General features: G+C 36.0%; 18 protein-coding genes. 5 read left to right on the forward strand and 13 right to left on the reverse strand.

Annotated features, from left to right (window positions below; all coding sequences use genetic code 11):
• Window positions 1–24: 24 nt before the first annotated feature.
• The 3 genes from M0R38_01255 to lptC all read left to right on the forward strand — a co-directional run bounded on the left by M0R38_01255 (window position 25) and on the right by lptC (window position 4,965).
• Window positions 25–3,099, forward strand: coding sequence for an OmpA family protein (locus M0R38_01255; GenBank protein ID MCK9480372.1), 3,075 nt, complete (start codon window positions 25–27; stop codon window positions 3,097–3,099).
• 88 nt (window positions 3,100–3,187) lie between these two features.
• On the forward strand, window positions 3,188–4,348 hold the full coding sequence (locus M0R38_01260) for a phosphoribosylformylglycinamidine cyclo-ligase (protein ID MCK9480373.1): 1,161 nt from the start codon (window positions 3,188–3,190) through the stop codon (window positions 4,346–4,348).
• Window positions 4,349–4,389: 41 nt separating this feature from the next.
• Window positions 4,390–4,965, forward strand: coding sequence for an LPS export ABC transporter periplasmic protein LptC (lptC, locus tag M0R38_01265; protein ID MCK9480374.1), 576 nt, complete (start codon window positions 4,390–4,392; stop codon window positions 4,963–4,965).
• Window positions 4,966–5,181: 216 nt separating this feature from the next.
• On the opposite strand, the gene M0R38_01270 is transcribed toward lptC, so the two are convergent.
• From M0R38_01270 to M0R38_01300, 7 genes are all read right to left on the reverse strand, one after another.
• Entirely contained in the window at window positions 5,182–6,324 is a 1,143-nt protein-coding gene (locus M0R38_01270; GenBank protein MCK9480375.1) for a DegT/DnrJ/EryC1/StrS family aminotransferase, read from the reverse strand.
• Window positions 6,324–7,688 carry an O-antigen ligase family protein gene (locus tag M0R38_01275; protein MCK9480376.1) on the reverse strand — a complete coding sequence of 455 codons (1,365 nt, stop codon included), beginning with the start codon at window positions 7,686–7,688 and terminating at the stop codon, window positions 6,324–6,326. Before M0R38_01275 ends, M0R38_01270 begins: the two co-directional genes overlap by 1 nt.
• Before the next feature lie 40 nt (window positions 7,689–7,728).
• A complete protein-coding gene (gene bamA, locus M0R38_01280; protein ID MCK9480377.1) occupies window positions 7,729–10,260 on the reverse strand; it encodes an outer membrane protein assembly factor BamA in 2,532 nt (843 codons plus the stop codon).
• Entirely contained in the window at window positions 10,250–10,996 is a 747-nt protein-coding gene (locus M0R38_01285; GenBank protein ID MCK9480378.1) for an isoprenyl transferase, read from the reverse strand. The genes bamA and M0R38_01285 overlap by 11 nt, the downstream gene beginning before the upstream one ends.
• A gap of 27 nt (window positions 10,997–11,023) precedes the next feature.
• Window positions 11,024–11,866 (reverse strand): DUF6089 family protein, encoded by an 843-nt coding sequence (locus M0R38_01290; GenBank protein MCK9480379.1) that lies wholly within the window; start codon window positions 11,864–11,866, stop codon window positions 11,024–11,026.
• Window positions 11,863–12,792: a DUF6089 family protein gene (locus M0R38_01295; protein MCK9480380.1), complete on the reverse strand. Its 930-nt coding sequence runs from the start codon at window positions 12,790–12,792 to the stop codon at window positions 11,863–11,865. Before M0R38_01295 ends, M0R38_01290 begins: the two co-directional genes overlap by 4 nt.
• Before the next feature lie 114 nt (window positions 12,793–12,906).
• On the reverse strand, window positions 12,907–13,881 hold the full coding sequence (locus tag M0R38_01300; protein ID MCK9480381.1) for a polyprenyl synthetase family protein: 975 nt from the start codon (window positions 13,879–13,881) through the stop codon (window positions 12,907–12,909).
• 95 nt (window positions 13,882–13,976) lie between these two features.
• Here M0R38_01300 and M0R38_01305 point away from each other — a divergent pair, with 95 nt between their 5' ends.
• Window positions 13,977–14,564, forward strand: coding sequence for an adenylate kinase (locus tag M0R38_01305; GenBank protein ID MCK9480382.1), 588 nt, complete (start codon window positions 13,977–13,979; stop codon window positions 14,562–14,564).
• A gap of 25 nt (window positions 14,565–14,589) precedes the next feature.
• Window positions 14,590–15,603: a GTPase ObgE gene (gene obgE / locus M0R38_01310; protein MCK9480383.1), complete on the forward strand. Its 1,014-nt coding sequence runs from the start codon at window positions 14,590–14,592 to the stop codon at window positions 15,601–15,603.
• Here obgE and M0R38_01315 read toward each other — a convergent pair.
• From M0R38_01315 to M0R38_01340, 6 genes are all read right to left on the reverse strand, one after another.
• Window positions 15,596–16,015: a hypothetical protein gene (locus tag M0R38_01315; protein MCK9480384.1), complete on the reverse strand. Its 420-nt coding sequence runs from the start codon at window positions 16,013–16,015 to the stop codon at window positions 15,596–15,598. The two genes, obgE and M0R38_01315, sit on opposite strands and share 8 nt — an antisense overlap.
• A gap of 75 nt (window positions 16,016–16,090) precedes the next feature.
• Window positions 16,091–17,632 carry a YifB family Mg chelatase-like AAA ATPase gene (locus M0R38_01320; protein MCK9480385.1) on the reverse strand — a complete coding sequence of 514 codons (1,542 nt, stop codon included), beginning with the start codon at window positions 17,630–17,632 and terminating at the stop codon, window positions 16,091–16,093.
• 145 nt (window positions 17,633–17,777) lie between these two features.
• Window positions 17,778–18,272, reverse strand: a complete 495-nt coding sequence (locus tag M0R38_01325; protein ID MCK9480386.1) for a hypothetical protein — start codon at window positions 18,270–18,272, stop codon at window positions 17,778–17,780.
• 626 nt (window positions 18,273–18,898) lie between these two features.
• The gene (locus M0R38_01330) at window positions 18,899–19,207 is read right to left on the reverse strand and encodes a hypothetical protein (protein MCK9480387.1); all 309 of its coding nucleotides are present in this window, start codon (window positions 19,205–19,207) and stop codon (window positions 18,899–18,901) included.
• 100 nt (window positions 19,208–19,307) lie between these two features.
• Window positions 19,308–20,720, reverse strand: coding sequence for a hypothetical protein (locus tag M0R38_01335; protein MCK9480388.1), 1,413 nt, complete (start codon window positions 20,718–20,720; stop codon window positions 19,308–19,310).
• A gap of 1 nt (window position 20,721) precedes the next feature.
• Entirely contained in the window at window positions 20,722–21,165 is a 444-nt protein-coding gene (locus tag M0R38_01340) for a hypothetical protein (GenBank protein MCK9480389.1), read from the reverse strand.
• Window positions 21,166–21,377 lie beyond the last annotated feature (212 nt).

A 21,377-nucleotide genomic window follows, 5' to 3' on the forward strand; every position in this document is an offset into this window, starting at 1 on the left:
AATAAACAGCTATTATATCTGATAATGAAAAGACAATTTACCCTACTGTTAAGTATCTTTATGTTGGTTGGCACTCTTGTTATTCAACAAGGTTGCAGCAAAGTGTCAATGGAGAAAGCAAATGAGTTGAGAGAAACACGTCAATACGCCCAGGCTGCCGACATGTACACAAAACTATCTTCGAGCAAGAAGCTCTCTAAAGACTTAAAACAAGAAGCAACCTACAAAGCCGCTGAATGTTATAGAAAAGCAAATGAATTTGGAAAAGCAAAACGTGCTTACGAAAAAATCTTGCGCAAAGAACCAAAAAATAGTGAAGCACTTTATCAATTGGGCGTTCTTACTATGAAAGAGGCAGCAGAACAAACCAATTTGGACATTTACAAACGTGCAAAAGAATATTTTCAAAAATATCTGGCAGAAGTTCCCGGTGATGCAAATGTGAATCGCAAAATTGCAAGTTGTGATTCGGCAGAAAGTTGGCTTACCCAAGAATCCAGATTTGTTGTAACAAACTTTAGAGAGGTCAATACAAAATACAGTGATTATTCACCCATGATTTCAGATAAAAAAGACAATGCTATGTTCTTTGTTTCTGATAGAGAAGGCGGTTACAATAAGAAAAAAATCTATGGTGGTACCGGTAGATTTTACTCTGATGTTTGGATAATGGAAAAAGAAAAACTAAAGAGAGGAAAAGAAAAATGGGGCAAACCCAGACTAGTTACCGGTGAAATCAACGCCAAGTTTAATGATGGCGTTCAAGACTTTGACAGAAGATATTCTACACTTTATTTCACAAGATGTAATGGCACAGATGGTAAAACACCTTTTTGTAAAATATATGAAGCCAAAAAACGCGGTAATGACTGGGTTGAGGTAACAGTGCTCCCATTCTGTGATGTGGACAGTGCCAATTATGCACATCCTGCGCTTTCACCCGATGGAAACAAATTGTATTTCACTTCTGATAGAGAAGGGGGATATGGAGGATACGATTTGTATGTGGTTAATTATGTAAAAAGAGGACACACTTGGAGCGACCCAATTAATTTAGGCACAACAATCAATACAGAGAAAGATGAAATGTTCCCATATTACAACAGCCATGACAATAGCCTCTATTTCTCATCAAACGGACATATTGGAATGGGTGGATTGGATATATTTAAAAGTGAAGGAACAGGTAACGATTGGTCAGAACCCGAAAATTTAAGGTTTCCTTTGAATACCGGTGCAGATGACTTTGGAATCACGTTTGACAACAATGACCAATTTCACGGATTTTTCTCATCAAACAGACCGGGCGGAAGAGGTGCAGAAGATATTTATGAGTTTAAAATATTGCCTTTGTACTTTAAATTGGTTGGAACAGTAACTGATTGTAAAACAGGAAAGCCATTAGCTAACTCTTTAGTTGAAATCACAAACGATTTAGATACAGTTAAAATATCTTTAAGAACAAATGAGGATGGTGATTATGACACCGTAGTATTAGCAGAAAAAGCAACTTACAAAATCTCTGTAACTAACAGAGAAGCTTATTACTTTGATGCAGAAGACAATCCAAGAGTGATTACCACTGTAGGATTAAAGAAATCACACACGTTTATAGAAGATTTTTGTTTGAACCCTCAGTTAGATTTTGCAAAGGTGCTTCCTATTTTCTATGACTTAGACAAGGCGAATATCAAACCTGCTGCTGCTAAAGTACTTTCAGACTCATTATTACCTTTATTATTAAAATATCCAAAAATCAGAATTGAGTTGGGCTCTCATACAGACTGTCGTTCATCTTATGCGTATAATATTTCACTTTCTCAGCGAAGAGCAGATTCAGCGGTATCATACTTAATCAGCAGAGGAATTGACCCTCGCAGAATTATTGCAAAAGGATATGGCGAATCTCAATTAATAAATGATTGTGCATGCGAAGGAAGAGACATTGTAGCAAACACAAAATATGACTTGGGTCTTAGTCCAATTAATAATCTGCCAATAGTTGCAAAGAAGAAAATTGAGAGTGGTGATCAATATACTTATAAAGATTATGCACCCAATGAGATTAAGGTTGTAAACAATGTAAAATTTGTACCTTGTGATGAGTTTCAACACTCTCAAAACAGAAGAACAACATTTAGAATTTTGGACGTGAACTTTGATTCAAGTGTTCAAGTATTAAACTCTGACGACCCTAACAATAAAAATGCTCAAATTGTAATTGTGAAACTGGAGAAAGCAGGTGAAATCTATAAAGGACAAGTGTCTGCAAATAATGCACCTCCTGCAGGTCCTTCCATGTTTATAGAATCTAATAAGTTAGAGATATCGTTAACAGAACTTAAAAACTTGATTGAACGCAAAGCTATTACACCAGAAGCATTACAAGGTGTTTCTCCACAACAAATCCTGAGTGGCAAAGTGCCTCCGGGTGCTTCTGTAAAAGTAACTTCGTTATTAATCGGAACTAAAGAATCAGGCAAAACCTACGATAATGTTGAATTACAAATAAGCACTTTCCCTGCTTCTTTTAGACTTGGTTTCAAAGCATTAGATTCGTTGTTTGGAGCTACTTTTGACAAAGAAGAAAGTGAGCTAGCTTTAACACACATAAACAAACAAGCACTGCTTGAAGGTCCTATAAATTCAAAATTGACCACGAAAGAAGAACCAAAAGTTGACTGGAATGCAATACCCGGAGTGATAAAGCTAAAAATAGTTGAAGAAAGCGGTGTGAAGTACATCTCTGTTATGTTAAATGATAAAGAACCCATGTTGTTTAGTTTTGACTTTATGGGAAGAAACACATGGATTGATGTTCCTTCCGCAGTAAAATTATATCAATCAAAAACTATTACTAAGAAGGATTTTGCTGATGGAGATAAGTTTAAAGCTGAAGGCGTTAAGTTCCCAAGCAATCAATTTGAATTTGAAAAAATGCAATTAGGCGAAGCTGTAGTTACCGGTGTGAAATTTAAAATTTCGGATAAAGCGGATTATCCTGCATTAGGAAAAGCATTCTTTAGAAACTTTAAAGACTGGCATGAAGAAGGAGGGTATATTTATCTTGTACCAAAACCTGAACGCGGAAAAAAATAATTAAAAATCATTTTAAATCATTCGATAATAACAAAAGGGGCATTGCCCCTTTTGTTATTATTAGCCTATAATCTTCTACATTTGCAGCATGAGCGATAGATATGAAAAGCGCGGGGTTTCTTCTCAAAAAGAAGATGTTCATAAAGCCATAAAAAACATTGACAAAGGTCTTTATAACAACACCTTTTGCAAAATTATACCTGATGTATTAGGTGGGAACAAAGAGTATTGCAATATTATACATGCAGACGGTGCAGGTACCAAATCATCATTAGCATATATCTATTGGAAAGAAACCGGAGACTTAAATGTATGGAAAGGTGTAGCACAAGACGCTATAGTGATGAACCTTGATGATATGTTATGTGTAGGGGCAACTGATAATTTCCTGCTCTCTAGTACTATAGGTAGAAACAAATCCCGTATTCCCGGTGAAGTTATTGGTGCTATCATCAATGGAACACAAGAGTTTATTGATTCTCTCAGCCGATACGGTGTCAATATTATTTCAGGTGGAGGTGAAACCGCTGATATTGGAGATTTGGTTAAAACATTGGTCATTGATTCCACAATGACTGCCAGACTGCCTCGCAAGAATGTAGTTGAAATAAAAATCAAACCGGGCGATGTAATTGTGGGCTTTGCTTCATTTGGACAAGCTACTTATGAGAGTTTCTATAATGCGGGAATGGGTAGCAATGGACTTACCTCTGCCCGACATGATGTGTTTCATTCTTTATATAGATCCAAATATCCTGAGAGCTTTGATGAACAAATTCCAGTTGAATTAGCCTATACAGGATCGCTTAAGTTGACCGACAAAATTGAAGGCTACCCGTATGATGCTGGGAAAATGGTGCTTTCGCCTACACGAACCTATTCACCTCTGCTTAAACAAATAATTCAGGAACACAGCAATAAAATTAGTGGTATCATACATTGCACAGGTGGTGCGCAAACAAAGGTGTTACATTTTATTGATAAATTGAAAATCATAAAAGATAATTTGTTTGAAACACCAATTCTTTTCAAAACAATCCAGCAAGAATCCGGTACTGCTTGGAAGGAAATGTATAAAGTATTTAATATGGGACATAGACTTGAAATTTATACTGATGTCAATACTGCCAATACATTGATTGATATTGCGGGTTCTTTTAATATTGAAGGTAAAATAATTGGGAGGGTCGAAGAGTCAAATAAAAAAGAGCTACACATTCACTCTCCTGAAGGCGTTATTACATATTAAAGGTAATTCAAGTATAAATTGAATATGACTAAGCACTTTGAATGAAAATTCTGCAAGGTAAAATATGGGTTGAATCTAAATTGGCATCCTACTTTTTGTTGCTGTGCATGATGTTAATTCACTCTTGTTCATCAAATAAAAAGGAAAAAATCAACCAAATGGATAAGTTGCAAGAAATGCTTACAACAGAGACAGCGGATGATATTGAAATTGAATACACAGATTCAGGATTTCTCAAAGCTGTTCTTACCTCTCCGAAAGCAATTTCAAGACGTGGGAATGAAAATTCCTACACAGAAATGCCAACAGGTTTATTAGCCAAATTTTACAACCAAAAAAAAGAAATTGAAAGTACTGTTTCTGCGGAGTATGGGATAAAATATGAGCAAGAACATAAGATAATCCTACGAAAGAATGTTGACGTAGTAAATGTTAAGAATGAAAGGCTCAACACCGAAGAGTTAATTTGGGACCAAAATACTAAGAAAATTTATACCGATAAATTTGTAAAAATAACCACACCAACAGAGATTCTTACAGGCTATGGACTTGTAGCTGATGAGGATTTTAGTAATTGGGTAATAAAAAAAGCAAGTGGTGAGTTTAATTTAGAGTAATTTGCGCAAGTATGACAGCCAATTGGTTCTTATTGATATTATGGATGTTTGTAGCGGCAATTGCGGTTGTAGAGCTAACAGCTTCTTATTTGGATAATGGAATTGCGAGTTTCAAGACTATACTTCTATTTCTCTTATTGCTTTGTGCTTTATTTTTTATTGTACGGCTGCGAAAGCTCCGCAATAATGAAAAAATCAAAAAAAAGTAATTCTTACTTAACGTTCTGAAGCGGACTTTACTTGTTGTACAAACAACTTGACGCACTCAACTATATAATTCAATTGTTCTTCATCCATTTCAGTGCTAATGGGAAGAGACACAACACAATTAGCTAAGTGTTCAGACACCGGCAGTATGTCTTTCGTTTGATATGCATTCTGTTGATGAATGGGAATTGGATAATAGACCATGGTTGGAATATGATGTGTTGCCAAAAACGTTTTGAAATCCTCTCTGTTTATTCCATTCAACACCAATGTATATTGATGAAATACATGGTCAGAGTATGGGGCTCGTTGTGGAATTTCTATAAAAGGAGCTAAATGTTTAAAAGCAGTATCATAAAATGCAGCAACTTGATTCCTTGCAAGATTATATTCAACAAGATGAGGTAGCTTAGCTCTCAAAATCACTGCTTGAATTGTATCCAATCTTGAATTTACACCGACTAAATCATGGATATACTTCACTCTTTGACCATGATTTGCTATACTCTTAATCTTTTTGCCCAATTCTGCATCTTGCGTGAAGATAGCACCGCCATCACCATAACAACCTAAGTTTTTTGAAGGGAAAAAAGATGTAGTACCAATTGTACCCATAGTGCCTGCTTTTATTTTGGTACCATCAGAAAACGTATATTCAGCGCCAATGGCTTGGGCATTATCTTCTATTATAAAAAGATTATGCTCTTTTGCGATTTGCAGTAATTCTTCCATGGGTGCACATTGCCCAAAAAGATGTACGGGAGCTATAACCTTCGTTTTACTTGTTAATTTATCTCTTACAGATTGAGGGTCAAGTGTGTAATACGTTGGATGAACATCTGCATAAACAGGTTTTAGTTTTAGCAGTTTGACCACCTCTGCCAACGCAACATAATTAAAAGATGGGATTATAATTTCGTCATCTTGTTCTAAGTCCAGAGCCATCAATGCAATTTGCAAAGCATCGGTTCCATTAGCACAAGGTATCACGTGTTGCACTTGCATGAAAGATGCGAGTTCTGTCGAAAATTCCAGTACATCGTTGCCGTTAATGAATGCTGTTGATTCGATTACAGACTCGATACCGTTTAAAATCTCTTTTTTAATTTTTTGATATTGACCATGTAGGTCAACCATTGCAATAGGACGCATTATGTGGATTGAATTTGGGGTGGCAAAGATATATTTGATATCGGTATTTTTCTTTTCTTAATAAACTTCTTTGGTGTTAAGGCAGCAATTGTAAATCCAAACCATAGTTGCCAGGTATAAGGATTTAAAGATGCTACCATATAACTTTCAAAAATGCCGATAACAAGTGCACCAAAGAACAAAGGAGCAATAGTGTGAGATTTATGTTGCGAACGATATACCAATATAATTACTCCCGATAAAAAAGCAATCAGCCCCAACAAGCCGGTATTCAACCAAATTGTGAGGTAAGAATTATGAATATTCCCGTAATTATGAATAAGCATGGGGATTTCTGCATACCATTTTTTATCCCAATGAGAATATTCTGCATAAGTAAACCCATAGCCAAGCCAGTAATTTCCTTGAATTTCTCTCCAACATGCATCCCAGACATAAATCCTGCCTGATGCATAAGAAATGGTTTCTAACCTAAACTCAGATTGTAAACCGAAATCTATTATCAGTGTTTCAATCCATGCTGTAAGAACCCCATACGCAGATGCAATCGCTAATGTTAATACCAAACCGGAAAAGAATTTTACCCTAATGGTTCTAAACAACATGAAAACCCCTAATGCCATCAAAGCACTTCGAGATGCGCTAAGTAAAATTGTAAATAGAAAAATGCCTATAAAAATCCAATACATCCTAGGCGAGAACAATCTTGGAAATTTATCCTTTATAAGTGCAATATTCATTATAAATAACGCAGAGAATATCCCTACACCATTGGGATTCCTATGAATTCCATTGAATCTGCCAAAGTGAGCAAAGCCTTCAGGATTTATACGCGACATGATTATACTAATGGCATATAAACTTACAAAAACAAAAAGCCATTTTCTGAGGAAAGTTATTCCACCCGGTCGGTTAAATATGTGTGTTAGCGCTGCCGGAACTATGATAATCATGAGTCCATAGGAAATGAGTTTTTGCAACCCGATAAATTCGAAGTTCACTAAAAACAATCCAATCAAAGCCACTAATAAATATGCCCAGAAGTAGTTAATAAAAGAGTGCTGAATAGGATTCTTAGTCTTAAATAGAATGTAGAGAAACATCAAGATAGCAACTAATTCTTTTGCATTACCGGCATTTTCAAACATAGGCATTACGCTGTCTGAGAACAACAGAATCACAAGAAAGAGAATGAGTGCGTCTCCCAATCGCTGTTTGCTAAGATTCCAACCAATCACACCCAACACAACTATTGAAGCAACAATGGAACCTCCAAAAGATGAAAGAAGAATCAGTAGCAGTTGGATAAAAATACTCTTGCTAAGTAAGAATAATCCCTTTGTTTCTTTGAGAAGTTGCTTCACCGCTGCGAAGTTATAAAACTAATTGAAGCTTATTATAGACTTAGAATTGTTGTCCTAAGTAGAAATGAAAGTGCCCGGGCTTACCACTTGGATTCACTTTTTGCCAATCAAATCCATAACCATAATCAACTCCAATTAAACCGAACATGGGAAGGAAGAATCTAACACCAACTCCACCTGCTCTGCGCAAATCAAAAGGATTAAAGTTGTTAAATTTAGTCCAAGTATTGCCGGCTTCAAGGAATGAAAGTACATAAATAGTTGCACTTGGGTTGTCTGTAATCGGGAAGCGTAGTTCCAATGTGTGTTTCGTAAAAATTGTTCCGCCAATATTTGGATATCCAGAAACAGAAGTGGAAATTTCACCTTCATCATATCCTCTTTGAGAAACAATCTCGGTACCATAAAAAGTAAATCCTGATAAACCACTTCCTCCTACAATGAACCGCTCAAATGGGGATACCCCAATATCTTTATTGTATCCTCCCATTACTCCAAAACGAGTGCGTGCCATAAACACAAACTTGGTCTTATTAAATGGTTTTAGGTACCATTCTGCATCAAATTTCCATTTGTGATATTCTACCCATTTATATTTTTCATCATTCGGAACTGTTTTCCAATCTTTGTTAGAAAACATTGAGAAGGGGGGGGTAAACGCTAATGAAAGCGAAATACTACTCCCACCGGTTGGGAAAATAAATCCGCCTTCTAAAGCATTCCTCGACAAAGCAGTCTGAAACTCCAGTGTTCTTGACTTCCCGTTATCTATTAATTCAAAAAAGCTCTTACCATTTTGAATTTTATATCGCTGGAAGGTAGCAGAATACATAATGGAAAAATTATCATCCGGCCATCTCAATCTTTTAGCTAAAGAAACACTTGCTCCCGTGGTCAACATTGACTGCCTGTTAGGATCAGATTTGGGTCGTCCATTAAAATTATAGATTGAATGGAATAAGCTGGTAGTAAAAGAATTTGGTTTGCGACCACCTAACCAAGGCTCAGTAAATGACAAGTTATAAGCCTGAAAGAACCCGCTGCTTTGTCCCCGGAGTGAAAGTTTCTGACCATCACCAACTGGAATAGGATTCCAAAGTTTTGGGTTGAGCATTTTACGCGAAGAAAAGTTATTTAGAACCAAGCCCAATGTGCCAACAAACTGGGCACTCTGACCTCCATATCCTGGACCCACACCGCCTGATAATTCAATCTGATCTGATGCTTTTTCTACAACTGTATATTCAATATCAACAGAGCCATCAGCGGGATTGGGTTTGGGTACAACATTGATTTGTTGAGGATCAAACAATCCTAAAGATGCCAGTTCTCGTACAGTTCGTTGAATGTCAGAACGAGAGAATTTTTGTCCAGGTCTTGTTCGCAGCTCTCTAATAATAACATGATCGCTGGTTTTATAGTTTCCGCGAACAATCATATTACGTAAGGTCGCTTGCTCTCCTTCAATTATTTTTATTTCAACATCAATCGAATCTCCTTCTACATTTAATTCTAAAGGAATGGCTTGGAAAAACAGATAACCGTCATCCATATATAATCCGGTAATATCATATCCGTCAGGGCTTGCAAATAATTTTTCGTCAAACTTTGATTGATTATAAATATCTCCTTTTTCGATTCCTAATACTTTATGAAGAATCTCATCCGGGAATACTGTATTTCCCGAAAAAGTAATATTCCTAAAATAATATTGAACACCTTCTTGAATTTTAATCTTTACTACTACTCTGTCCTCGCTGATTAGTACTACAGAATCGGACACAATATGCATATCCCTAAAACCTTTTGAATAGTACAGCCCCACCAAATTTAGCTTGTCTAATTCATAATTATCTTCAATAAACTTGGCTGATTTAAAGATATTTATCTTGTTTTTCTTTCTCTTAGAATCTTTAAAACTCTTCCTCAATTCCCTGTCAGTCAGTACCACATTACCGGTAAATTCAAAGTCATAAAGTTTGACTTTCTTCCCTTTATCAATATAAATCTTGAAAATATTAGCATTACTCTTATCCTTATCTGGTATAGACTCAATCCTCACTTTCGTATTAAAGTATCCTTTCTCATAATAATACTTCTTGATTTGAGCAGTAGTACTGTTAATCAGATTCTCATTTATTATCATGTTCCCTTCTAAAGAAACTTCATCTTTAAGATTACGAGCTTCCGAGCGTTTAAGTCCGGGAAAGGTGAATTTGGACAGACGGGGACGTTCTTTTACCCAGATAATAATATTTGCAGTATCTGTGCGTAGCTCTTGAATATATACCTTGACATCTGAAAATAAATCCTGCTTCCAAAGATTGCTAATGATTTCACTTACTTTCGTTCCGGGAATCTTAATTTTTTGACCAATTGATAAATTAGAATACACCACAATCAAAGGTGTTTCAACAAATACATTTCCTTCTACAATTATATTGTTGATGATTATCTCCTTTTGAGCAGAGAACTCAAGAGGATATATGCTTGCACTATCCTTCTGAGCATATATATTGCCTACAAACAGGAGTGTAGTCAATAATAGCAGATATGTTAATTTATTTCTCATTCAGAATTTGTTCGCTTATTTTTCCAAACCTCCGCTCCCTACTTTGATAGTCCTTAATTGCATCGATAAAATGTTGTTTCTTAAATTCGGGCCAATATATCGGGGTAAAGTAAAATTCAGAGTATGCTGCTTCCCAAAGCAAAAAATTACTAATACGCTGTTCGCCACCTGTTCTGATAATTAGTTCAGGTTCAGGAAGCTGTGCAGTACAAAGTGTTTTGGTAATCAGTTCTTCATTAATTTCATTTTCTTTGATTTTTCCGGCCTTAAATCTCTCTGCAATTACCTTGACTGTTCTGGCAATATCCCATTTTGCACTATAGTTAAGTGCTAACACAACCGTAATTCCTGAATGGTGTTTTGTCGTTTCAATAGCTTCATTTAACTCCTTGCGAACATCTGACGATAGTCCTGATATGTCGCCAATTGTCAGTAATTTAATTTCTTTCTTAGCCAGCGTTTTAATCTCTTTTCTAATTGTTCTGACCAACAAGTTCATCAACCCACTCACTTCAAACACAGGTCTATTCCAATTCTCTTTTGAAAAAGTATAGAGTGTGAGGTATTTTATTCCGATTTGACCTGCAGCTTCAATTACTTCTCTAACAGAGCCAACACCGGTTTCATGACCCATTAATCTTGATAATCCTTGTTTTTTAGCCCAACGACCGTTCCCGTCCATGATGATTGCTACATGTTGAGGGACTCTGGTAATATCAATATCTTTATTTTCCAAGGCTCTAAAAAGTCGGGCGAATTTATATTAAAATGATTTATCGTTTGCACATGGAACCTTGCCGAACTTAAAGCCAATTCGAAAGTTCATAAAAAAGAACCAATCCTTTAGGTGAGGATCTCCTCTCATAAATTTATCCGGTACAGCAATATTTGCATCTTTATTTTCCATATATCTGTGTGAAAGCATTGCGGGTAAATCTCCTTTCTCGGATTTCATGCGGGCAAAAGAGGTATATTCTCCCTGAACATCATCTAAGTAATCCGTCCATGTTTTTCTAAATCCTACTTCAAACCCTACAACCAAGCTCTGACTTTGCTTCCATTTTAGTCCAAACCCTAATGGAACTGCGGGTTGAATAAGGCTGTAATACTTCTTGCCATCCATCCCTTGACCTTCAGTGCCCATATCTCTAAGCATTATTACTTCGTTGTTATATTTTGTTTTGGGATTAAAATGAAAGATGGTAAATCCGGTGAAAACATAAGGAGAGAATGACGACATATTAGGATTGAGTCCAAATGGGTTAAAATTAAACTCTCCAATAACTCCTCCTTCAAGAATATGAGAGTAAAAACTTAGGTTGCGTTGAGAGTAAGCTGCAAAATTTCTGTCAGAACCTGAGATTTTAGCATAAGCAGCTTGGTATCTTAGTGAAAACCATTCATTAAAGTTCTGTTGATAATAAGCTCCCAACATAGGATGGGTCTCAGAAAAAATGATTTCCTTTGCTAAATCTCCATGATAGTTAGAACCTCCAAACAATAACCCAAATTCCATCTTTCCTGCAAAAAATCTTTGACCTTCAGATTGTAACCCGGAAGACAGAAAGATTGCAAGGATGAGATATTTTGAAACTTGTTTTATCATTCAAAATTAAAGCAGGGAACCTTGCCTCCGAGAATTCGGTAGGTGATATGCACTCCTGCAAACATATACCAGTCTTTAGTTTTCTTATTTCCTCTGGCATCTTCCTCCATAAAAGGTTTTTCGCCTACTTCATAAGATCTGTCCCTTACAGCATTAGCCATATATCCACCTGCGCCACCAACTATAATGGGGTCCCAGTATTTTGTAGAAATATCGTCCAAATAGTCAGTAAATGTTTTTCTCGCTCCAAACTCAATACCTGCAGTCCAATTGTCGCTTAATTGAAACTTATAACCTACTCCAAAAGGAATACACACTTGTGTTAGCGCATATCTTTTTTGTTCGTTATTTTTTGTTGTTTCTTGTGCTTCTGTTGAAAGAGGTTGTAATTCAATCCAATTTCCGTTTTGTGACGCCAAGCTTGGGTCTTGATTAGGTAATCCGGCATAATAAAAGAATTGGGTGGTTGGGTTAAATCTATATACCCCAACAGACCCAAACAAATAAGGGCTTGATGCCAATCTGGTTCGAGATTGATACCATCCAAGCAAATTCCATTCAAAACCACCAGAAAACTCAAATATATCTGAACGGAAATTCAGGTTTCTTCTTCTTCTAAAAGCATCGCTATCAAAGTTCTTGTCATCCCCGCTAATACGCATGTACATGGCTGTTGCTCGAAGGCTGATACTCTGACTTAAATTATAACGAATGATCAATCCTCCAGCAAGATGTGTTTCTTTGAAAACAGGCAGGATTGATTTAGTTAATTCTCCCATATAATTAGAACCGCCAATTAAAATACCGAAATCTAATGCTGTTTCTCTCTTTGAAGGCAAAGGGTTTTGGGCAGAACTCAAGTCAAATAATAAAAGTGAAAAACTAAGCGTAAAGACTTTGAGTGCTAAAGTGGAATGTTTTTTCATGTGTTTGCTCTATCTTATCAAGATTTGACCCGCGAATTTATACTCTTAACGCAATATAAAATAAATTATTTTGGCTGATATTCCTTGTGTTTAAGCTATTGATTCAAACTGACACTACTTTTTGCGTTCTATAATGTAGTTTAGAACAGTAATGAGATTGGTTTTATGTCTATTCTCGGGTAATATTTCCAAGCATTTCAATGCCTTATTTTTAAATTCATTCATTTTATTTCTTGCATAATCTGCACCACCTGAATTCAAAATAAATGAAACTACTTCTTGCACTTGTTCGTTGCTGATTTTTTTAGTTTTAAACAGTTTGATTATTCTGTTCTTGGTGTTCTTATCTGCATGGTTTAGGGCATAAATTAAAGGAAGTGTCATCTTACGTTCTTTGATATCTATGCCTTTTGGTTTTCCTGAATCTTCATCACTAAAATCAAACAAATCATCTTTTATTTGGAAAGCCATACCGGCACTTTCTCCAAAATTTCTCATTGCATCCATGATTTCTTTTGAATCTGTTACACTAGCTGCACCTATGGCACAACAAGAGGCAAACAACGAGGCTGTTTTGTTTGAAATGATTTGGTAATAATCCTCTTCCTTGATGTCTAACCTTCGAGCTTTTTCTAATTGTAGGAGTTCTCCTTCAACCATTCTTTTCATAGAGTCTGAAACAATCTCAAGCATTTCAAAATCTTTATTCTCAACAGACATAATTAACCCTCTCGACAATAAGAAATCCCCAACAAGTACCGCTACTTTATTTTTCCAAAGTGCATTGATAGAAAAAAAACCTCTGCGTTTATAGCTTTCATCCACCACATCATCATGCACCAATGTTGCAGTGTGCAATAATTCAACTAAGGAAGCCCCTCTATATGTTTTTTCATTGATAGAGCCGCAACTTCCGGCAGTAAGCAAGACCATAATAGGTCTAATTTGTTTGCCCTTACGCTTTACAATATATCCTAAAATCGTATCAAGAAGCGAAATTTTGGTCTTTACCTCTTTGTAAAAGGTTGCTTCAAATTTGGCAAACTCGTCTTTTAGCTCAATTTTTATGTCTTTTAAGATGTCAGCCACACTGATTTTTTAAGGCTGCTAAAATACAACTGTTTAGCTTAAAGCATGGTATTTCTGTTTTTTAATTTTATCTTTGTGCCTCCTAAAAAAAATTCATGTTAAATCTTGTATTATTCGGTCCTCCGGGTGCGGGCAAAGGCACTCAATCTTCAAAACTTGTTGACACCTTCAATCTTGTTCACCTTAGTACCGGTGATATTTTCCGTTTTAATATTAAAAATGAAACTGAACTTGGTAAACTTGCTAAATCCTATATTGACAAAGGTGAGTTAGTTCCCGATGAGGTTACAATTAATATGCTTAAAAGCGAATTGAACAATCATCCCAATGCTAAAGGATTTATTTTTGATGGATTTCCAAGAACAGTTCCGCAAGCCCAAGCACTCGATTCTCTGTTAGCTGAAAAACAAACCCACATTGCGCTTATGTTATCGCTTGATGTACCTGAGGACGAACTCACAAGGAGATTGTTAGAAAGAGGTAAAAGCAGTGGACGCTCAGATGATAATGACGAAGCAATCATTAGAAATAGAATTAGAGTCTATAACGAGCAAACTGCTGTAGCAGCGAATTTTTATAAAAAGCAAAACAAATACAAGCGAATCAATGGCGTGGGTGCAATAGCAACTATTTTTGACTTGTTGTCTGCAGAAATTAAAAAATGTTTACCTACGACTGCTTAATTAAGAAGCAGATACACTTGTGAATATGGCAGAGAACTTTATTGATTACGTTAAAATTTATATGCGTTCCGGAAAAGGGGGTGGCGGAAGTGCGCATTTTCACAGAGCAAAAGGCAACCCTAAAGGAGGTCCTGATGGAGGCAATGGTGGCAGAGGTGGGCATATTATATTAAAAGGTAACGGACATTTGTGGACATTACTACACTTGAAATACCGTAAACATGTTTTTGCACAAAGCGGTATTGTTGGAAATGCCAACCAAAAGACCGGTGCGGATGGTAAAGATGAAATTTTAGAAGTGCCGTTAGGAACGATTGCGCGTGACGCTGAAACCGGTGAAATTCTTTGTGAAATTACACAAGATGAACAAACTCACATTTTAATTCAGGGAGGTAGAGGTGGATTGGGTAATGTTAATTTTAAATCCTCAACAAACAGAGCTCCTAATTATGCTCAACCGGGACAAGCAGGTATTGAAAAAGCTGTGATTTTAGAATTAAAAGTGTTGGCAGATGTTGGTTTAGTGGGCTTCCCAAATGCTGGGAAATCAACTTTGCTATCTGTTATTTCAGCCGCAAAGCCTGAAATTGCTGATTATCCATTCACGACTATTACGCCCAACTTGGGTGTGGTAGAATATTATGACTACCAATCTTATGTTGTTGCAGATATTCCAGGTATTATAGAAGGAGCAAGTGAAGGCAAGGGGTTAGGACATCGTTTTTTGCGACATATCGAAAGAAATGCAGTCTTATTAATACTTATTCCCGCAACTTCAGATAATATTCTGGCAGAACACAAAGTCATTTTGAATGAATTGAAAAAATTTAACCCCGAAATGCTTCTCAAAGATAGGATTGTGGCAATTAGTAAATGTGAATTGCTTGATGAGAAAACTCGCAAAAAGATTGAAACAAAGATTAAAAAATTGAACCCTATTTTTATTTCCTCTTTTACGGGAACAAATATTAAGGAGCTGAAAGATGTTTTGTGGAATGCGATTAATCAATCTTATGACGCATCAGTGACTGTTAAATAGCCAATCTGTCCCAAGGCATTCTGCTCAGAATCAGCACTAAACTGATACCAAAAAAGATTAAACCCTTTTTATTCTTTAGTTCTGCAGGAGCTCGTTTGATTTTACTGCTTCCAATATGGATAAATAATATTCCAAGCAACATCATCAAAGGGTGTTCAACAACATAAAAACGTATGGCTGAGTTTGACATTTGTGAAAAACCATAGAACCAATCTTTCATAAAATATACCGCGAAACCAACCATTAATTGCAAGCCTGATACCACCACTGCAAACAGTCTGAGATTGTTTTGCAACTTGCTGAAAGTTTTTTTGCCGGCATGGTTAATAAAGAAAAGAACTACAGAAACGATGAGTATAGCAATTAATAACCATGCTATGAGGTTATGAAGATGAATAAATCCTGTTTTCATGTTGAATAAATATTGAGCTGCAAATATGAACAAAAACAATAAGAAACAAAGAATGGCTTCTCATCAATGTAACAATTAACCCGCCCAATTTTCTCTGTCCAGGCTTCTATATTGAATTGCCTCTGCCAAATGTTCTACTTGGATATCCTTGCTATCTGCCAAGTCAGCAATGGTACGTGCTACTTTGAGTATTCTATCATAAGCTCTGGCAGAAAGATTTAATCTCTCCATTGCTGTCTTTAGTAATGCTTGTCCAGCCTTTGGAATTGCACACACTTCATGGATTCTGTTTGATTGTAGCTGAGCGTTACAATAAATTCCCTCCTGTCCTTCATATCTTTGCTTTTGTATTTCTCTAGCTTTTACCACCCTCATTTTTACATCTTTAGAAGTTTCTGCAGGTTTTTCTCTGTTAGCAAGTTGCTCAAAAGAAACGGGAGTAACTTCAATATGGATATCAATTCTGTCCAGCAAAGGACCTGAAATTTTACTCAAATATCGTTGCACTACACCGGGTCCGCAAACACAATCTTTTTCAGGATGGTTAAAATATCCACATGGGCAAGGGTTCATGCTTGCCACCAACATAAAACTAGAGGGATATTCAACTGTAAACTTTGCCCTACTGATTGTTATCCGTCTTTCTTCTAGTGGCTGTCTTAATACTTCCAATACAGTTCGTTTGAATTCGGGTAGTTCATCTAAAAATAGGACCCCATTATGTGCCAAAGAAATTTCACCCGGCTGAGGAATATTACCGCCTCCAACCAGCGCGACATCGCTAACCGTATGATGTGGCGAGCGAAATGGACGTGTAGCAACAAGAGATGCGTTGTTACCTAACTTTCCGGCAACCGAATGTATTTTAGTAGTTTCAAGCGCCTCTTGCAATGTCATTGGCGGAAGTATGGTAGGTAATCTTTTGGCTAACATTGTTTTTCCTGCACCGGGTGGTCCAATCAAAATAATATTATGCCCTCCGGCTGCCGATATCTCCATCGCTCTTTTAATATTCTCTTGTCCTTGCACATCAGCAAAATCAACGTCAAACGAATCGCTCATATTGGCAAAGTCCCCACGTGGATCCGCAGTTGCAGGTTCGAATTCTCGAACATTATTGAAGAAATCAACTATATCTAGAATGTTCTCCATTCCATACACCTCTAATCCTTTGACAATGGCTGCTTCTTTTGCATTTTGAATTGGAAGAATAAATCCCTTGAAACCTTCTTTTTTTGCTTGGATTGCAATTGGCAATACACCTTTTATTGGAACAAGACTACCATCTAATGAAAGTTCACCCATGATTATATAATCCGATATGCTGTCTGAGTTTATTTGTTCTGAAGCAGCAAGCAAAGCAGTTGCAATGGTGGTGTCATAAGCAGAGCCTTCTTTTTTTAAATCGGCCGGAGCCATGTTGATAACGACTTTTTTTCGCGGCATTGACAACACTGAATTCTTAAAGGCTGTTTCGATCCTTAATTGACTCTCTTTAACGGCATTGTCCGGCAATCCAACCAAAAAATAACCTACACCGGTACCCAAATTTACTTCAACAGTGATTAAACCTGCATTTACTCCATATACTGCAGCGCCAAATGTTTTTATCAGCATAGGGAACAAAAGTAAGAGTTAATTGCCAGAGTAAGATATTGAATTTTAATGATCGACTTTTGTCATAAGAATTACACTGTTTCGTTAGCAGCATTGAAGACACGCTTCAATAAATTTTGTTTCATAATGAAAAAAATATAATTGATTAGAATGGCAAGGTTTCAATAAAGCTTCTATAATCAGTTTGGTGAGATGTTGACATTTGTTTGCATGCTGAACGATAGCTTTCAATTTCAGTATTTGCCAGTGCTTGGTTATTTGCCAAAACAGCATCTTTGTAATTGTAGAGATGGACTGCGGCACTACCTGTATTAGAAGATTCTAAGGAAATTAAAAAATTTATCATGTTGACAATATTGTCGAGGTGTACTTGAGACAATGTATAAGTATCAGAACCTCCGCTGCATTTAGGATCTCCCCAAAAAGAGCATGTGCAATTACAAGGTGCTTCTGTCGCACTGCATGTTCCTGCTTTGCAAGTTACGGTACAACAATTTGGTGTTGTAGGTGAATTTTCTTCTGTGTTTTGCTCTGTTACTTCCTTACCAGAAACAGTCTTATCTTTGTTACAGGAAGAATACGTCATCATGCCACCTGCTATTAAGGCGGTTATAGTAAACGATAAAATTAAATTTTTCATTTTTGTATTTTTTAAGTTTTACTTGTGAGAAATGCCGTTTCTCTTTTCGGGGTACTCCTTTTCATTGGTTTGGTGCTTCGTAGCCTTTCACCTTTTATGCCCCTTTGTCTGTTGCAGAGTTGGAGTTAATTTTTGTTTTTGGCTTTTCTTGTTTTTAAGCCTTTGTTTTTACTCCTCTTTGCCTAGAATTGCTCCGATTTGGTAGTTTTCCCCCACCGCTTTTCTTTTGCCTCAAACTGCCTTGGTTTCACAAAACCTTTCGATAAATTGCCGCCAATTGTTATTTTTAATACCTTAAGTAAGGTTATTTAGTGAACGAAAATAGCCTATTTATTCAAGGAGATGAATAATGCAAATTTGCTTACAAACAAATTATCAATAGTTGTATTATCTCAATAAAGTCTATTCTCCTTACGCCCTTTGTGGCATTGCCAAGCCATTTGCTATAGCTCATTGCTCTTTTCTTTTTTTAATTGCTGTTTTCGCTGAAGTGATAGGGCGTTTATATTATTGTTTTGGGCTGAAAGCTGAAATTTCTTTTGTCTGCGCTGTTTTCTCTATAAAATATTCACCTCTTACGAAATGGGAAGCCTCTTTTACCCGAAATATGCTTTTCCCACTGCTTGTTATCTGTCAAAATAATTTAAGACAAGATTTGTTGTAACATCTAAGTATATTACGAGAGGGCTTTTATTGAATAGTTCCTTTGCCTTGTACTCATATTTTTTCTTAGGTGTTTCAAGTCTTATTATACTGTTATTTATATCTAAGTTATCCATGTGAATAAACTTGAATTTGATGTTCTTATGTCCGTACCCCAGTCTGATATTTTGTTTTAATATAATCAATTCGTTCTTTGTCCCGTAAAAGTAAAGATAAATCAAAGAGTCAAAATTATTGTGATAATTTTCATAATATGCTACTGCGGTATTCATGCAAGGCTTGCAAAATAAGCTGCCCGAAAATACATAAAAGGAGTTACTGTCAACTTGTATTTCAACAATTGAATTAGATTTTGTTTCTTCTGTGATTTGACTACTCTTGCCGCCAATTAAAATTATATCGATAAAAGAGTAAAGCAGGCTCATACTCAATGTTATCAGTCTTGCTCCAATTTTTTCGTTTTTCATAATATTCATCTGTCGTAATTTGTTCTTCAATATTGGGGTTTAATACATAATACACAAAAGAATCTAATTCTAATTGATAGCTGAATAATACTAAACCTTTATCTGACAAGGGGGTAAAAATGGCAGAGGTGTTAATAAAATGACTTTGGCTGTTAAACATGTAATTAGGCTTGTTAGGAAATGGTAAATTCTCATGCAATAAGGTTAAGTTGCCATTAATAAACTTACAAACAGTAACGTAGGTAGGGGGGTGATTAACATTGATAATGCTATTTTTCCAAACTATGGCAAAGCATGAATCTGAAGGTGCTCCAATCTCAAAAAACTCTCTTATCCTTGAGAAGTTTCTAGACCAACTGAACGTTAGTTTCTTGATTAAATCGGCATGAATATATCGTGATAAAGATTGCATATATTTTATGGAATCCAATGGTAAGGGTTTCCATTGTGGATGTTTGGAAAGCGAAGGTTCAATATCTGTTTCCGTTTCAATATTTTTATCAGTATCAACCACAAATATTTTTCCGCTATAACCATCAGTATATATCAATTTGCCATGAATAAAATTGGCAAAGTATTGGCGATTGATATAGCTCATTCCAATCATTTCTATATTTAGCGGGTGAATTTTGCTTCTGATACCGTTTTCCCAATCAAAAATAAACCATCCTCCTTTCTCTGGAAACTTTTGTTTTAGAGTATCTGAAATATATGACAAGTCTCTGTAGTGTAGGATTGTAAAACTGCCGTCTTCTTCAATTTTAAATTTAAAAGGTCGGTAATACGTGTTTTCTAACTTATCAAAATTAAAGAATCTTGCAACTTTAAAACTATCATTAGTACTGTTATACTTAATTCTCATTATTCCATGCTGATATAAAACAAACAATTCATTGTTCTTAAAGATGGCATCTTCAATTTTGTTGACCCTTGCGTCTGTTGGTAGGTCAATGTAATGCTTGCGTCTTAAAGTAATAGCATTTGAAGATTCTGTACTATAATCAAATATTGTGAGCAACAGTTTGTCATTAATGTCATCTAGATATAGACTGCTGTATGCATTCAAAATCATAAACTTTGTGGAATCATAAGTGGTAATATAGAAATCAGGGTAACCCAGATGAAAAAAAGATAGAACTCGGACTTCAGGTCTTTTGTATATGTCGGAAAGTACAAAAGCACAAACAGTATCTTCACTTTCTGTAACTTTGTTATCATCTAATGAAACAGAATTTCCCGTTTTGTTTGTATATCCACAACTGATACATAAAAGGATGGTCGCATTTAATACGACCTTCCTAATTTGAATAAATTTCATATTATATCATTTCTTGTACAGTGATATTAACTAAATCAGAGTTTACGCTGTCAACTTGCCAGGTGAATTTAAAAACAATACTTTCACTTGTTTCACTGTGTACGTAAGTTCTGAAGATAGTGCCAGTGTTTGTGCCACTATTAAACTGAAGCATAATATATGAGATAGTATTATCCAGTCCCATAGCTCCTTCATTTGGGATCCATGGAATTACAATAGCGTTTGGACAGAGGCTTCTTAGTTCGGCAGTTGTGGGACATTTAGTAGAACCACTTCCAGAACAAGATGCTGTAATGGTAGATTCCTCAGTGCTGGGTACATAATCTGATATGTAAACATTCCTATTAAGGTCTCCTTGGTTTGTTCCTTTTCCTAGGGTAATAACAACTAATCCGTAACTAGGCATTGAGAAAAGAAGTGTGAATAGACTGACTCCAATTGACATTAAAATGTTTTTCTTGATTCTCATTTTTGTATTTTTTAGGTTTTACTTGTGAGAACTGCCGTTTCTCTTTTCGGGGTACTCTTTTTTATCGGCTTGGTGCTTAGTAGCCTTTCACCTTTTGTGACCTTATGTCTGTTGCAGAGTTGGAGTGATTGTTTGTTTTGGCTTTTCTTGTTTTTAAGCCTTTGTTTTTACTCCTCTTTGCCTTGAAT

Source organism: Bacteroidia bacterium (assembly GCA_023228875.1).
In the GTDB taxonomy this organism is placed as follows: domain Bacteria; phylum Bacteroidota; class Bacteroidia; order NS11-12g; family UBA955; genus JALOAG01.

Excerpts from the sequence above, each read along its gene's own strand:
- M0R38_01255 (MCK9480372.1), top strand. The coding sequence starts at position 25 with ATGAAAAGACAATTTACCCTACTGTTAAGTATCTTTATGTTGGTTGGC.
- M0R38_01260 (MCK9480373.1), top strand. The coding sequence starts at position 3,188 with ATGAGCGATAGATATGAAAAGCGCGGGGTTTCTTCTCAAAAAGAAGAT.
- lptC (MCK9480374.1), top strand. The coding sequence starts at position 4,390 with ATGAAAATTCTGCAAGGTAAAATATGGGTTGAATCTAAATTGGCATCC.
- M0R38_01270 (MCK9480375.1), bottom strand. The coding sequence starts at position 6,324 with ATGCGTCCTATTGCAATGGTTGACCTACATGGTCAATATCAAAAAATT.
- bamA (MCK9480377.1), bottom strand. The coding sequence starts at position 10,260 with ATGAGAAATAAATTAACATATCTGCTATTATTGACTACACTCCTGTTT.
- M0R38_01290 (MCK9480379.1), bottom strand. The coding sequence starts at position 11,866 with ATGATAAAACAAGTTTCAAAATATCTCATCCTTGCAATCTTTCTGTCT.
- M0R38_01295 (MCK9480380.1), bottom strand. The coding sequence starts at position 12,792 with ATGAAAAAACATTCCACTTTAGCACTCAAAGTCTTTACGCTTAGTTTT.
- M0R38_01305 (MCK9480382.1), top strand. The coding sequence starts at position 13,977 with ATGTTAAATCTTGTATTATTCGGTCCTCCGGGTGCGGGCAAAGGCACT.
- obgE (MCK9480383.1), top strand. The coding sequence starts at position 14,590 with ATGGCAGAGAACTTTATTGATTACGTTAAAATTTATATGCGTTCCGGA.
- M0R38_01315 (MCK9480384.1), bottom strand. The coding sequence starts at position 16,015 with ATGAAAACAGGATTTATTCATCTTCATAACCTCATAGCATGGTTATTA.
- M0R38_01320 (MCK9480385.1), bottom strand. The coding sequence starts at position 17,632 with ATGCTGATAAAAACATTTGGCGCTGCAGTATATGGAGTAAATGCAGGT.
- M0R38_01325 (MCK9480386.1), bottom strand. The coding sequence starts at position 18,272 with ATGAAAAATTTAATTTTATCGTTTACTATAACCGCCTTAATAGCAGGT.
- M0R38_01330 (MCK9480387.1), bottom strand. The coding sequence starts at position 19,207 with ATGAATACCGCAGTAGCATATTATGAAAATTATCACAATAATTTTGAC.
- M0R38_01335 (MCK9480388.1), bottom strand. The coding sequence starts at position 20,720 with ATGAAATTTATTCAAATTAGGAAGGTCGTATTAAATGCGACCATCCTT.
- M0R38_01340 (MCK9480389.1), bottom strand. The coding sequence starts at position 21,165 with ATGTCAATTGGAGTCAGTCTATTCACACTTCTTTTCTCAATGCCTAGT.